A 13,756-nucleotide genomic window follows, 5' to 3' on the forward strand; every position below is an offset into this window, starting at 1 on the left:
GCTTTCACCGGCATCGATACGCGTGTTAGTCTTGGTTGAAAGGAGGTTATACCCATGAGCAACCAACAAGTTGATAACTTGGTAGAGTTATTGGATGGTTATTCCCAAAAGGGCGGCCATCATTTGAACGTTAACGTGTTTACTCGTGAAACATTGTTAGACGCTCAAAAACATCCTGAGTTGTACCCTCAATTGACGATTCGTGTATCCGGTTATGCGGTGCACTTCAACAAATTGACAAAACAACAACAGGACGAAGTTATTTCCCGTACATTCCATCAACGTATCTAATCGAGGTTTCCTATGACTGGACGTATTCATTCGGTTGAAACGATGGGTACGGTTGATGGTCCAGGCATGCGCATGGTGGTATTTCTTCAAGGATGCCCCATGCGCTGTGCTTATTGCCATAATCCTGATACATGGGATGAAGCTAGCGATAATGCTAAATTCATGACCGTAAAGGAATTATGGGACCAGTACGAACGTAACCGCCAATTTTATACTAATGGTGGTATCACCGTCACAGGTGGGGAAGCTCTTATGCAAATCGACTTTGTTATTGAGCTTTTCACATATTTCCGTGAAAGAAACGTCCATACCTGTTTAGATACAAGTGGAATTTGTTTTGACCCCCACCAAGAGGTGGCATACCGTAAATTACTCAGTGTAACTAGTCTCGTCATCCTAGATATTAAGGAAATCGATCCAGCCAAGCATTTATGGTTAACGGGTAAACCGTTAGAACCCATTCTCGGGTTTGCTCGATTAACGGCAGACGTGGAAGTTCCGATTTGGGTTCGTCACGTAGTAGTCCCTACGATTACAGATAATGCCGATCGTCACTATCGTCTAGGCTTTTTCCTAGGATCTCTGAAAAATTTACAAGCCGTTGACTGCTTACCATATCACGTTATGGGTACCGCCAAATATAAGGAGTTAGGTATTCCCTATCGCCTAGAGGGCATCCCCGCTGCAACGAAAGATATTGCAGCCAAAGCGACAAGAACCGTGGTGGAAGGCATCAAGGCCTATAGACGCCATTGGTGGAGTCCCATCAAAACACAACATCAATCATAATCAAGTTTGAGGATAACTACCTCCCTTGATATATATAAATATATATACCAAGACTTGATCTATGATAGCCCTAATCAATAGAGCCGCCCCCATACAACCGGGGACGGCTCTTATTGCATTTAAATAAACTTTCTATCATACAAACGGGCTGCAATGAGGACAACCAAACAGGACCCCACATTATGAACTAACGCACCGGTAGTAGGTGTCAAAACCTCAAGTAATGAGAGAATAATAGCGATACAGTTAATGGCCATTGATAAAGCAATACTAAATTTAATAGTTCTAATCGTAGCATCTGATAGTCGCTTAATATAAGGAATTTTGCTAAGATCTTCACTCATCAATGCAATATCAGCTGTTTCTATGGCAATATCACTACCGATACTCCCCATTGCAATACTCACATCGGAAGTCTTCATAGCTGGTGCATCATTAATTCCATCACCAACCATACAAACCTTGTGGTGTTTTCCTTGCAACTCTTCAATAATACTCACTTTTTCTCCAGGTAAAAGCTCCGCATGTATTTCAGAAATACCTGCTTTTTTGCCAATATATGTAGCCGTTTCTTTACTATCCCCCGTAAGAAGTACTGTTTTTATAGCTAGACTAGAGATTGCAGACAACATATCTGCCGTATCTCGTCGCATTGTATCAGATAAAGTAATAATACCTATAATATGATCTTTATCTGCAATAATGATAGATACCTTTCCTTCACTTCGATATGTATTAACGTTTTGTTGAACCCTTTCATCAACAATAATATTATGTTCCTCAAGAAAACGTTCATGACCACAATATAATGTAACACCGTTTATTATGGCAATAACGCCCCTTCCTACGGACATCGTAAACGAAGTAGTATCAAGTATTTCTAAATCTTGATGTATGGCATGAGAAACGATAGCCTTGCCAATAGGATGCTCGCTCTTAGCCTCTGCAGATGCAGCTAATTGAAGAATATCGACCTCACTATAATCTGTATCAACGACCAAAATAGATTGAACCGATAACTGGCCACGTGTTAATGTGCCGGTTTTATCAAATGCCATGGTATCCACTTTTCCCATAGTTTCAAGAATTTCACCAGATTTAATAATAACGCCATGTTTAGTAGCTTGACCAATAGCGGCCATAACCGCAGTAGGTGTAGCAAGCACCAATGCACAAGGACAAAATACTACCAACACAGTAACACCGACGATAATATTTCCAGTTACTAGATAGCCTATGCAAGCAATCATCAATGCAATAGGAACCAATCGACTAGCAACAGTATCAGCTATGCGCTGAATCGGAGCCTGTTTCTGTTCCGCATTTCTAATAAGCTGAATCATTTTTTGAATAGAACTATCTTCGCCCACTTTAGTAGCTATAATATCTATGGCACCAAAACAATTAATAGTTCCACCAAATACATCATCATCAATTGTTTTATCAACAGGTATAGACTCTCCTGTCATAATGGATTGGTCTACCGTTGTTTCACCTTTAATGATTCGACCATCTACAGGTATTGTTTCGCCCGGAAGGATTCGCAAGTAATCACCACTTTGTATAGACTCTATGGAAATCATTATTTCTTTGTTATCTTGTATTTTACGACCCTTAACAGGTGCTAACGAAATTAACTTTTTTAACCCTTTTTTTGCTCGCTCGGTAGTTGATTCTTCAAGGAGAGCGCCTAAAGCCATAATAAACGCTACCTCACCAGCCGCAAATATATCTCCGATGGCAACGGCTGCAAACATAGCCATGGAAATCAATAGAGCTGATGAGATTTTACTAATTCCCTTATTATATACGATCCTTCGAATAGATAAATACACAAGAGGAAAACCACAAATAATAACGGTAACCCAAGAAGGCTCAAAAGGGAATATATTTTGAAACGGACTCTGTCCACCAAACTCCTCTATCAAATGCGGAATCCCATCAAGCAGTAAAAATAGCCCTGCTAAAATCGTCATATATAAACCAGATAATATATCATGTATTCGATGTACCATACAGCAATCCCCTTATCAGACTTTCACTATCAATATGAATTGAATTATAACTATACTTACAGTACAATAATTACGATAGCGAACACTTTGTTCACTTTAATTGTATCAACCTATGGTTTTAATACAATATATAAAACATCATATATGTTCATTACGGAACATATATGATGTTTTGTACTAAAAGTATGACAGGAGTTAATATGGATCGTAGACAGAAAAGGACTCGTAAAGCCATATTTATAGCTTTTAACGACTTATTATCTAATAAGGCATATGACAAAATCACCGTTCAGGAAATCATTAGTGCTGCAGATATTGGACGCACCACATTTTATGCTCATTTCGACACAAAAGAGGCATTACTAGAAGCCCTCTGCGAAGACTTGTTTTTACATATAAAAGATAGTATTAATCATTTACCTCATGCTCATGGTCTTTATCAACAAAGTGTTTACCCCGTCTCAGTATTTGGTCATTTATTACAACATTTACAGCAAAATGAAAATAAAATCCTCGAACTACTAGCTAGTGATAATAACGAAATCTTTTTGCGCTATTTTAGAGATCATCTAAATGAGTTGGTGCAAGGATATTTCATCAATCAAGACCGTAAAGCAAATACAAATCTACCGGATGACTTTATTATCAATCATATTTCAGGTAGTTTTGTCGAAATGGTGTTATGGTGGGTAAAAAACGGCATGAAAGAATCACCTACAAAATTAGACAATTACTTTCATGCCGTTATAGAACCTATTATATAATTAGGGTATTCGGATTTTATGGTGGAAAAGGGCTTATAAATCACCCTTCTCCAAATTCTTAATAAGTGTGGAAAAATCGACACCTAAGTTGTCTGTAATGTCGTGATCATTCACTTCATACCAATTGAAAGTATCGTATAACATAGCTTTATTGAAAGCACTTGAATTAAATCGTGGCTTACGCTTTTTATGGAGCTTCTCATTGAAAAGGATTTTGGCTCGTAAGGCATCAAACGAGTAACCTCTACCCATTCGCTCTACCTGCCTAATAATGCTGTTAATTGACTCCGTATAAGCATTAGTGAGCCTTTTATCAAAGTAGTTGAATATTTCAACATGCCAGTTGTCTACGGCTCTCACGAGGTCTTTATATGCGTCTTTAGAGTTGCTGGACATACAACGGTGTCTCCATTGACTATAACGAAGATGACCTTCATCTGGATCAGGAGTATCCCATATCCAGTAAAACTCTTCTTTGAGTTCATAGGCTTCTTTTAAAGCAGGAAGATTACCTAACCAAGTATCTAAGAGGAATGATTCACGTTCATTTAGATCGTGTTTACGCTTTAGAAGGATAAACCTTTCACGCATAAGGGTACGTCTTTCTTTTTGGCTCATATGGGCTTTCAAAGACTTTCTGACGTTATCTCTAAGGCTTGATTAGCCATTCTAACTACATGAAACTTATCTACGACAACTTTAGCGTGTGGAAGGATAGTGTTCACTGCGTCTTTGTAGGGCTTCCACATATCCATTGTGACGTACTCAATGTAAGTCCTGTCACTGATTTCTGAAAGACGTTGGATGACTGTTTCCTTGTTACGGTTAGGCTTGATGTCATAAATAGTCCTGCGTTCAATATTAGTCAATACAAGCCGAGGTCTACGGATAATATGTATCTCGTCTATCCCAAGCCACTTAGGAGTTTCAAACTGGTATTCACGTTCTTTGAGTGCCACATAGTCCTTAAAAACGTTCCTAATGGTTTTCTCGTCAACACCAACGCTTTCTGCGACTTCTACAAAGGTCTTAGACATGGATTGCTCTTGAATGGACTTTAAAAGCCTTTTGGTCATACTACGCTTTTCATCTACAGATATAGGCGTTCCCAGAAGGTAGATCCGCATTTACGACACTTGTATCGTCTACGGTTCAATTGTAAGCCCACTCGCTTTAAACGAATGGGCAAATCCATAATTAGTTGATTTCTTGAACTGTGTTTGTACAACTTGTCAAAACCACATTCAGGACAACGTTCAGGTGGTCCGACTGCTTCAACTTTAAACGTCATATCGGTTTCATTTTTTTGTGGCGGTTCTATTGTTTTAATGTCTGGTAGGGATAATAAGTCTGACATATTATTCATCCTTTATTACTCAGCGGTGTTAAGGTATCAATTATAGATTTGATGTCGAAATCATCAGTGTTAAATTATTTTTGTGACCACAAATGCACTTAGAAAATCCCTTAAAGCATTAGCTGGTTCACTTGAATAGGGAGTTATAAAAAAGTTCCCTTAGCCTGCACAACAAGATAATTTCGAAATATCTTTATCGAACGTAAGTGCAACTAATTTTAGCCCTTCAGCCATTGTTAAATATGGTGCTAGGGTTTCTGTTAAATCTTCTATCGTTAAGCCAAATTTAACAGCTAATGATGCTGCATAGATGACATCTCCTGCATTTTCAGATACAATATGAACCCCTAATACTTTTAGTGTTTCTGCATCTGCTACTAGTTTAAATACACCGGTTGTTTCACGGTTTACAATTGCTCTTGGAACAGCATCTAAAGGTAATACAGATGTCTTCACATCATACCCTTTCTCTTTTGCTTGTTCTTCTGTTAAACCAACCGTTGCAACCGTCGGATTCGTAAACGTAACAGCAGGAACTACCGATAAATCTATTTTTTTGTTTAATCCACCAATAGCATTATCAGTAATAATTCCACCTTCATAGGCTGCTACATATACAAATTGTGGTCCTAAAGTCACATCTCCTGCTGCATAAATCTTTTCATTACTTGTTTGACCAAAATCATTGATCAGGATTTCATTATTTTTTCCAGTTTCAACACCTGCTGCACTTAAATTTAAAGAATCCGTATTTGGTTTTCTTCCAGTGGCAACAAGTAACTGATCTGATTCAATGACTTCTCTACTGCCATTTACTGTTGCGTAAACCCTTTTTATCTCTCCACTTTGTTCAACACGCTCAAAAGTTGCCCCTTTGACAAGGTTTATACCCTGTTCAATTAACGCTTTTTCAACTGACTCTGAAATCTCAGGATCATACTCCTTTAAAAGTCGCTCACTTCTTTGCATAAGCGTTATTTCTGAACCTAAATGATGAAATAGTTGTCCAAGCTCCATTCCAATGTATCCTGAACCAATTACAGTTAATCGTTTTGGTATTTTCTTTAACTCAAGAAGTGTTGTACTAGTTAAATAGTCCATTTTTTCAAGTCCTGAAATTTGGGGCAACGAAGGCGATGCACCTGTTGCAATTAAAAAGCGTTTTGCAGATAACTTTGCCCCATTGACCTCAACCGTACTAGCATCAACGAATTTTGCTTCACCTTTAATTAAATCAAAATTATATTCATCAATTAAATCCATATATTTTTGATTCCGAAGTTCGCTCACCAATTTATCCTTTTGCGTGATTAAACTAGCTAAATCCACTTCTCCAGCGGATGTTTGTAAACCTATAAACGGATTGTCTTTTGATAAATGATTGATTTCCCCTGCCCTAAGAAGAGTTTTTGACGGAACACAGCCAATATTCACACAGGTTCCCCCAACCGTTCCACGCTCAATCATTCCAACTTTTGCACCGTATTCTATAGCTTTAATTGCCGAAGAAAAGGCAGCAGCACCAGAACCAATAATAAGAAGGTCATAATTGTCTTCATTAATTAACGCCACGTTTTCTAGTGATGATACTTCTTCAATTTCTCCGGCTTGGTAATTTGCTTCATCAATCGCCTTTATTGCACTTTCAACCTCAATATCATCGGGCAGTTCAAATACTGCTTCACCACGACGATAACTAGACTCAATATTTTTAGCACCTATCTTTTCAAGTGCTGATTCTACGTGTTTTTCACAACCCGTACAAGTCATTCCTGAAATGTTTACCTTAAATTTATTCATAAAAAAGCTCCTTTCGTTAATTAATCTCTCATGTTAATGTTTCTATTATTGGACACGAATGTAATTGCTTTTCATCTGGACATCGTTGTTTTAAGTCGTCTAACATAGTTTCAATTCGTTTTAAATCCTCTATTTGTTTTTGCACTTCCTTTTGTTTTTTAGAAACAAATTCGAACATATCTTGACAACGAACTTCATCTTTATCTACAACACCAAGTAATTTATAAATCTCGCTTAAAGAGAAACCAAGTTCCTGTATTCGTTTAATAAACCCAACACGCTTAACGTCATCATATGAATATATCCGATAACCAGCTTCCGTTCGGTGAGGTTCTTGTAATAAATTTTTTCGCTCGTAATATCTGATCGTTTCTTTATTAACTCCACATTTATCTGCAAACTCACTAATGCGATAAATCATCTTATTTCACCCCCTGAATATTATAAACCATGTACCATAGTACACGGTCAAGTAAATTGGACTATTTTATTTTTTCCCCAAAGTATCACTCGTATGTGATTGATACTTTTATATAATACTATTGATTATCCTAACATCCCACCAGAAAATCCGATTTAAACACCAGTTGTTTTTAAACTATTAAGAAAGTAATTCCACTATATATTCCGAAGACCCTATAATTATTAAAATTCTATCAAGATACAACATTGATTGGTTCACCCTTAAAGAAGGCTTGTACATTGTCACGAATGATTCCTACCAAGCGTTGACGTGTTTCAAGGCCTTTCCAACCCATGTGTGGAGTAATGATAACATTATCTAGGGTATAAAGAGGGCTATCCTCAACTGGTGGTTCTACCTCTTGTACATCGAGACCTGCACCTGCAATGCGTTTGGCTGCTAATGCTTTACAAAGGTCTGCTTCATTAATAAGAGGACCACGCCCCGTATTCACGATAACTGCATTAGGCTTCATCTTACCAATTGTTTCTTTATTAATAAGATGTTTAGTTTGGTCATTCAATGGGCAATGCAATGTAATATAATCACTATTTTCAAGTAATTCATCAAGACTTACATAACGAATACCATCCCCATCAGCTTTTGGTGTACGTGTATGAACCAAGATATTCATGCCAAGTGCTTTTGCTACTTTGATAACTTCCATTCCGATGTGACCAGCACCAACAACACCTAATGTTTTGCCATTCACTTCTGTATGACTCACTTGCAAATATTTTGTAAAGTTACTACGATCACCTTTAGCAAGCATACCAATTTGTTGTTGCATAGTGGACGCAAAATTAAGAATCATCATGATTACCGTATGTGCTACACGCTCTGTACTGTATGCTGGAATGTTGCACACAGTGATACCCTTTGCCTTTGCTGCATTGAGGTCGATATTATTATAGCCTGTGCCGGCTTCTACGATGAGCTTTACTGTATCTGGAAATTGTGAAAGTAACTCAGCAGTAACAGAAATCTCTTTTGTTACTACTACGCGAGCACCCTGAATGCGTTTGATAAGCTCAGTATTTGTGCTGTTATCATAAACCTGTACATCATTAGATAATATGGAGAAATCTAATGCATGGTCATAATTCATTTTACTTGCGTTTACAACTACTACACGTTCACTCATGAGAACCTCCTACATACATGTTGTATTCCATGTGTCTTGTTTAATACATGCCAACAACTCTCAGCCCTTTGCCTGTAAATTTATTTCTTACTTTCTAGTAAAGGCAAATAGCAGATGAATTGAATAGCCTCAAATATATCTAATACTACTTCTATATAAATTATACTATTTTTTATATAATTTAATACTATGAATTAGTACTGTAAGTAACATATCTATTCATATCAATTAGTATACTTTCACAATTATTGTATATAATATATGCAGAAGAGCTATAAAAATAAAAATATAACTAATTTTTCTGTATAAAACTTTCACAAAAGTATTGTGTAATTCCCCAAAAGTTATAAAATAAGAGTAATGTTATATAGAATTGAGGAATACCATGAGACCCACCTATTTGACCATAAATACAAGTCTCGTTCGCGAGAATTTGCGTAAAATTAAAGATAGTTTGCCTGAGTGGAGCACATCTACAGCTGTTATCAAGGCCAATGGCTACGGCCACGGCAGCGTTATGATGGGCCGTATTGCAGTGGAGGAAGGTTACGAATCCTTAGCCGTTGCTATTCCGGAAGAGTCTGTACCTCTTCGCAACGCAGGTATTATGGTGCCTATTTATCTATTAGGTCTCACAAGGCCACAATCTTTTGAGCTTGTGGCAGATACGAATTCCATTCCTGCTGTTTGTGAATCTACAGACTTGGAAGCACTCGATAAAGTAGCCGATAATCACGACATGATTATTCGCGTTGCTGTTGCCGTTGATACAGGTATGCATCGCATCGGTATCAAGCCTGAGGATGCCATTGAATTTATCAAACGCATTGAGTCCTACGAAAATTTGGAAATAGACGGATTCTTCTCCCACATGAGCAATGCTGATGCGGCGGATCAATCACACGCCCATAGCCAAACGCAAAAATTTCATCGCATGGTAGATGAAATACGGGCATTCCGTCCAGAAGCAGATTACCGTTTCTCCCTCGCCAACAGTGCAGGTCTTTTATCTGTCAAAGATAGTCTATTCACAGATGCTCGTCCTGGTATTATTCAATACGGTATCATGCCATCTCTTGATGTGCCAAATCGATTGGGCTTAAAACCTGTTTTATCTTTCCATAGTGAAGTTGTTCATGTACAACATATCCCTGCTGGCGAAGGCATTGGATATGGATCTACTTATATCACAGCTGAGCCAATGACAATTGCTACTATCCCTGTAGGCTATGCGGATGGCTATCCTCGTAGTTTATCCAATCGGGGCACCGTACTGATTCATGGCACTCGTTGTCCCGTAGTAGGTCGTATTTGTATGGATCAATTCATGGTTTCTGTTCCAGATACAATCACGGTAAAGCCTGGCGATAAGGTGGTACTTCTAGGGTCTCAAGGTCATGAAAGCATTTCTGCTCTAGAAATTGCAGCCCTTGCTTCTACAATACCTTATGAAATCTTTTGTGGATTCTCAGAGCGCGTACCACGACAATATATCTAACCTATGTAAAATAAAGAAATCCCGTATCACATGTAGAATTCTACATATGATACGGGATTTCTTGCTCTCCTATACCCAGCGTGCTGTAAAGCAGTTACGTTCTTATTGTGAGAGAGAGTATATATACCAAGTATATAATCTTATGATTCGGAGGGAACCACAATTCATAAGGGGCCCTCTGAATGATAGACGGCATAGGAGAGAGTCAATGTTTATCTATCCAATCCAGAGGGCTGTGTGTAATTGTTTATTGTGTGTGTTGTTTATTGTGTGTGTTTTTGTGTGTTTTATGTGTTGTGTATGTGTGTGTAAGTGTACTTATGTTATGTGTGTATAGTTTTGAGTGCTTAGTGTTCGTTTTTGAAAGGGTTTACTTTACAGCGCTATAGAATAGGAGATCAACTTATTTTGCTACCGTCCCTGTTTTAGCATCCAATACAACGGATATCGGTTTATTTTGTGCATCATGAAACTCTATGGTATATAGTGATTTTCCATTTTGATTAGCAAGAGACCACGCATTAATACCAGTCGCTACCTTGCCAGACTGTACGAAAGCTGCATTAATTGCCACATGTGGAGGTATTACTGTTCCGGCATCAATAGCACTAGCTTCCATAGATGTATCATATGCTTTAGGAGTACCATCCGTTACATTACCAGTAGCCACATCTAGAGTCATAGAATGAGCACCACTAGTATTAAAACCAGCTACTTCATAGATGGCAGTTTTACCTTGAGTTTTGAAAGATACATTTGTAATTTTGGAGTTTCCAAATTTGCTTTCGAATTGGTCAATTAAATAATTAGCACCAACTACGAAAATACTATTTTGGTCTACTACGCCTTCTTGCTGGTTGGTTGTGCTAGGTTGTGATTTTCTACTTTTAGAGTTTTTTTTTCCTCTTTAGTAGGCTCTTCTTTATCAGCTTTTTTTTCGTCTTTCACAACTTTTACTTTAGGCGCTTTATCTACTGCAGCTTTTTTAGTATTTTTAACTTCTTTACCATGCTTCGCTACAGAATCAGATTTTTTATCACCACTGCGTACTACTCTTGGTTCACTAGGAGCTTTAGCTACAGATGCAGTTTCAATAGAAGGAACCGCTGCTGCAGGATTTTCTGTACTAGGCACTACAGTTTCTTGAGCTACTGGTGTTTTAACATCTTGTGTAGCTGTTGGAACTGGTGTAGTATTACGAACTGCTGTACCTACTTGATTAGCTTCTGCTACAGGAGCTACCGGAGTTTTAGGTGCAACTGCAGTAGTAGCCACATCTGGAGCCACCGCTACAGTAGGAACTACTGGATCAGTAACTGGTTGTGCTGGAGTCGCTGTACTCGCTGTTTCTTGCGTAACAGGCATTGGAGTTACTGGTTCAGCTGCTGTTACAGCTACAGTGGCACCAAATACACCAGCCACTGCTAAAGCAATACTACTTTTTAAAATAGATTTTTTCATATTGTCCTCCTTATTAATTCATATACATGCAACTTTACGCATGTATATTTCCAGTCAACTCAATGTCATCATGTAAGTTCCAAAACATATATCTAGCATGGACTTGTAGATATATAGTTTGGAAATTTCAGATATAGTTGAGTTTGTCTTTCGACTGGTACACATACTATCGATAGTCTATGAAGTCAAAATGTAGAAGAACCATTAAATGCTTATTTTATAGTGAGTTTAGAATGAATTTATATATAATTCCTATAAAATCCTATGGGATTTACTTTATACTTAAAAATTCCATGAATAACATGTCAAAAGCCGTTTACCCCATATATAAGGGATAAACGGCTTCAAAATACACGTGTTGATATCTAAAAATTCACATTCATGAGCAAACTTTCACAAAAAATACTTCAATACTAGTTATTTTTTTAAGAAAAACAGTATTAATGTATTTAATTATTATATTCAGAATAAAATAACTAGGCACTATTAAGATATAATAACTAGTCAATCATATATTAGTCATCAAATTTAACAGATAGCAATTTACCGTTCATTGCATCCATACGTACATGTACCTCTTTATTATCTTCTGTACCAAAGCTAACTTTGTACACGATTTTACCTTTATCATAGCGCACAGCCCATTCGTTGAGACTCACAGCTTTGCCTTTTGTTTGGGCATAAGCAAAGTTCACCACTGCTGCAGGAGGTAAAATTTCTCGTGGATCAAACGATTTTTTCTTTAACGATTTATGGAAGTCCCCTTCGCGTTTTTCAAAGATTTGATTAGTAGCATAGATATACGTTAACTCATATTTGCCAGTTTCATCAAAACCTTCTACATCATACTTAATTTGACCTCCATCCGCATCAAAGGCGATTTCCGTAATTCCAGCATTTGGATGATTTTGAATAAAGGCATTTAATAAACCATTAGCGCCTACAATTGCCGCATGGTTGCCATCAACAACTGCCACAGTTGGCTCTACAGCTACTAAAGGGGCTGCACTTGCATTTGGCATGCCAAATGCCGCTGCCAAGGCCAATACAAGGCTACCTTTTACAAAAAATGATCTCATTGGTTCCTCCATATCTCAAACAGTTATCATAACAATATATATACAATTATACACTAAATCAACGCGGTTTATAATCTTTATTTATATAATTAGTGCATGTACCTACGCCCTATGATACAATGCACATAGATTCATTTTTGTAACTACATGTGAGCTAACTATGATTTCAATTTACCCCACTATATATCACGCATTTCAATGCAAGGCCGATCAATGCGAAAATACATGTTGTCAGCTGTGGACCATCGATATAGATGAGCCTACTGCTAAACGTTACCATGCTATGACTGGCTCTCTTGGTGAAAGCTTACGCCAAGCCATCACTGTTGATGATGAAGGCAGTCATTTTATCTTTTCTAAAGCACAACCTATGTGTCCCTTACTCAATGAAAAAGGTCTATGCAAAGTAGTTCTTGAATTAGGAGAAGAAGGACTTTGTGACACCTGTCATATGCATCCACGCTTTTATAAATACATTGAAGACTTAGAACTATGTGGCGTTGGATTATCTTGTGAAGCATCGGTTGAACTATTAGCCCAACAAGAACCGATGGACTTTCTCCTCTTTACAATTGAAGATGACCATAATGAATTCAACTCTGAGGAGCGATTAACACTCCACAATATTTTTGAATTATTAGCCTTTGATTTAGATCCTAATCTATTCCAATATACGCCAAAGCCCTCAAAGCAGTCTTTCAAAGAACTATTAGACCTATATAAACAAACGGAACCCATCGATGAGAATTGGACAGCACAAGTTAATACATTATCTAGTAAACTAGACCAACTCATCGCATCCGTACAGACCTATATACAGCAAGAGGATATGAGCCTATTTAACAAAGTGTACCAATATATATTGTATCGCCAAATCGATATGCTATCAGATTATTCCTTGGAATCTATCTTAGCCTATGCAAAGGATGGTACTGACTATATACTTATAGCCAGCGCCTTAGAGGGACAACCATTAAAACAAATTGCTAGATGGTCACAACAAATCGAATACGACGAAGATAATGTGGCGCTATTATTACAACACTACGAAGCCCAACTTATTATAGAGTGAACAAAAACCGCAAGAATTTTATC

At 37.6% G+C, this 13,756-nt stretch carries 15 protein-coding genes; 5 read left to right on the top strand and 10 right to left on the bottom strand.

Going from position 1 to position 13,756, the window contains the following annotated elements:
• Nucleotides 1-54 precede the first annotated feature (54 nt).
• Nucleotides 55-291 carry an autonomous glycyl radical cofactor GrcA3 gene (gene grcA3, locus E7K77_RS04945; protein ID WP_004693956.1) on the top strand — a complete coding sequence of 79 codons (237 nt, stop codon included), beginning with the start codon at nucleotides 55-57 and terminating at the stop codon, nucleotides 289-291.
• 12 nt (nucleotides 292-303) lie between these two features.
• Nucleotides 304-1,080, top strand: a complete 777-nt coding sequence (pflA, locus tag E7K77_RS04950; RefSeq protein WP_325306364.1) for a pyruvate formate-lyase-activating protein — start codon at nucleotides 304-306, stop codon at nucleotides 1,078-1,080.
• A 119-nt stretch (nucleotides 1,081-1,199) separates the two neighbouring features.
• Here the strand turns inward: pflA and E7K77_RS04955 are convergent, their stop codons facing one another.
• The gene (locus tag E7K77_RS04955; RefSeq protein ID WP_325306366.1) at nucleotides 1,200-3,095 is read right to left on the bottom strand and encodes a heavy metal translocating P-type ATPase; all 1,896 of its coding nucleotides are present in this window, start codon (nucleotides 3,093-3,095) and stop codon (nucleotides 1,200-1,202) included.
• Between the two features lie 200 nt (nucleotides 3,096-3,295).
• Between E7K77_RS04955 and E7K77_RS04960 the strand changes: the two genes are divergently transcribed.
• Nucleotides 3,296-3,859, top strand: a complete 564-nt coding sequence (locus E7K77_RS04960; RefSeq protein WP_004697862.1) for a TetR/AcrR family transcriptional regulator — start codon at nucleotides 3,296-3,298, stop codon at nucleotides 3,857-3,859.
• A 33-nt stretch (nucleotides 3,860-3,892) separates the two neighbouring features.
• On the opposite strand, the gene E7K77_RS04965 is transcribed toward E7K77_RS04960, so the two are convergent.
• From E7K77_RS04965 to E7K77_RS04990, 6 genes are all read right to left on the bottom strand, one after another.
• The gene (locus E7K77_RS04965; protein ID WP_252306438.1) at nucleotides 3,893-4,477 is read right to left on the bottom strand and encodes a transposase; all 585 of its coding nucleotides are present in this window, start codon (nucleotides 4,475-4,477) and stop codon (nucleotides 3,893-3,895) included.
• An 8-nt stretch (nucleotides 4,478-4,485) separates the two neighbouring features.
• Nucleotides 4,486-4,896, bottom strand: a complete 411-nt coding sequence (locus E7K77_RS04970) for a transposase (protein WP_252306437.1) — start codon at nucleotides 4,894-4,896, stop codon at nucleotides 4,486-4,488.
• A 53-nt stretch (nucleotides 4,897-4,949) separates the two neighbouring features.
• Complete coding sequence (locus E7K77_RS04975) at nucleotides 4,950-5,150, bottom strand: transposase family protein (protein WP_252306436.1); 201 nt, start codon at nucleotides 5,148-5,150, stop codon at nucleotides 4,950-4,952.
• A 225-nt stretch (nucleotides 5,151-5,375) separates the two neighbouring features.
• Complete coding sequence (merA, locus tag E7K77_RS04980) at nucleotides 5,376-7,016, bottom strand: mercury(II) reductase (RefSeq protein ID WP_325306367.1); 1,641 nt, start codon at nucleotides 7,014-7,016, stop codon at nucleotides 5,376-5,378.
• Between the two features lie 28 nt (nucleotides 7,017-7,044).
• Nucleotides 7,045-7,437, bottom strand: coding sequence for an Hg(II)-responsive transcriptional regulator (gene merR, locus E7K77_RS04985; RefSeq protein WP_001863748.1), 393 nt, complete (start codon nucleotides 7,435-7,437; stop codon nucleotides 7,045-7,047).
• A gap of 235 nt (nucleotides 7,438-7,672) precedes the next feature.
• Nucleotides 7,673-8,623, bottom strand: a complete 951-nt coding sequence (locus E7K77_RS04990; protein ID WP_325306368.1) for a 2-hydroxyacid dehydrogenase — start codon at nucleotides 8,621-8,623, stop codon at nucleotides 7,673-7,675.
• A 385-nt stretch (nucleotides 8,624-9,008) separates the two neighbouring features.
• Here E7K77_RS04990 and alr point away from each other — a divergent pair, with 385 nt between their 5' ends.
• The gene (gene alr / locus E7K77_RS04995; RefSeq protein ID WP_325306369.1) at nucleotides 9,009-10,121 is read left to right on the top strand and encodes an alanine racemase; all 1,113 of its coding nucleotides are present in this window, start codon (nucleotides 9,009-9,011) and stop codon (nucleotides 10,119-10,121) included.
• Nucleotides 10,122-10,524: 403 nt separating this feature from the next.
• On the opposite strand, the gene E7K77_RS05000 is transcribed toward alr, so the two are convergent.
• The 3 genes from E7K77_RS05000 to E7K77_RS05010 form a co-directional block, all read right to left on the bottom strand.
• Nucleotides 10,525-10,803: a PepSY domain-containing protein gene (locus tag E7K77_RS05000; RefSeq protein ID WP_325306370.1), complete on the bottom strand. Its 279-nt coding sequence runs from the start codon at nucleotides 10,801-10,803 to the stop codon at nucleotides 10,525-10,527.
• A gap of 158 nt (nucleotides 10,804-10,961) precedes the next feature.
• On the bottom strand, nucleotides 10,962-11,582 hold the full coding sequence (locus E7K77_RS05005; protein WP_004693968.1) for a hypothetical protein: 621 nt from the start codon (nucleotides 11,580-11,582) through the stop codon (nucleotides 10,962-10,964).
• Nucleotides 11,583-12,097: 515 nt separating this feature from the next.
• Nucleotides 12,098-12,661, bottom strand: a complete 564-nt coding sequence (locus E7K77_RS05010; protein ID WP_012863831.1) for a PepSY domain-containing protein — start codon at nucleotides 12,659-12,661, stop codon at nucleotides 12,098-12,100.
• A 160-nt stretch (nucleotides 12,662-12,821) separates the two neighbouring features.
• Between E7K77_RS05010 and fliB the strand changes: the two genes are divergently transcribed.
• Complete coding sequence (gene fliB, locus E7K77_RS05015) at nucleotides 12,822-13,733, top strand: flagellin lysine-N-methylase (RefSeq protein ID WP_077708034.1); 912 nt, start codon at nucleotides 12,822-12,824, stop codon at nucleotides 13,731-13,733.
• Nucleotides 13,734-13,756: the final 23 nt, after the last annotated feature.

This window comes from Veillonella parvula, assembly GCF_032577575.1.
Lineage (GTDB): Bacteria > Bacillota > Negativicutes > Veillonellales > Veillonellaceae > Veillonella.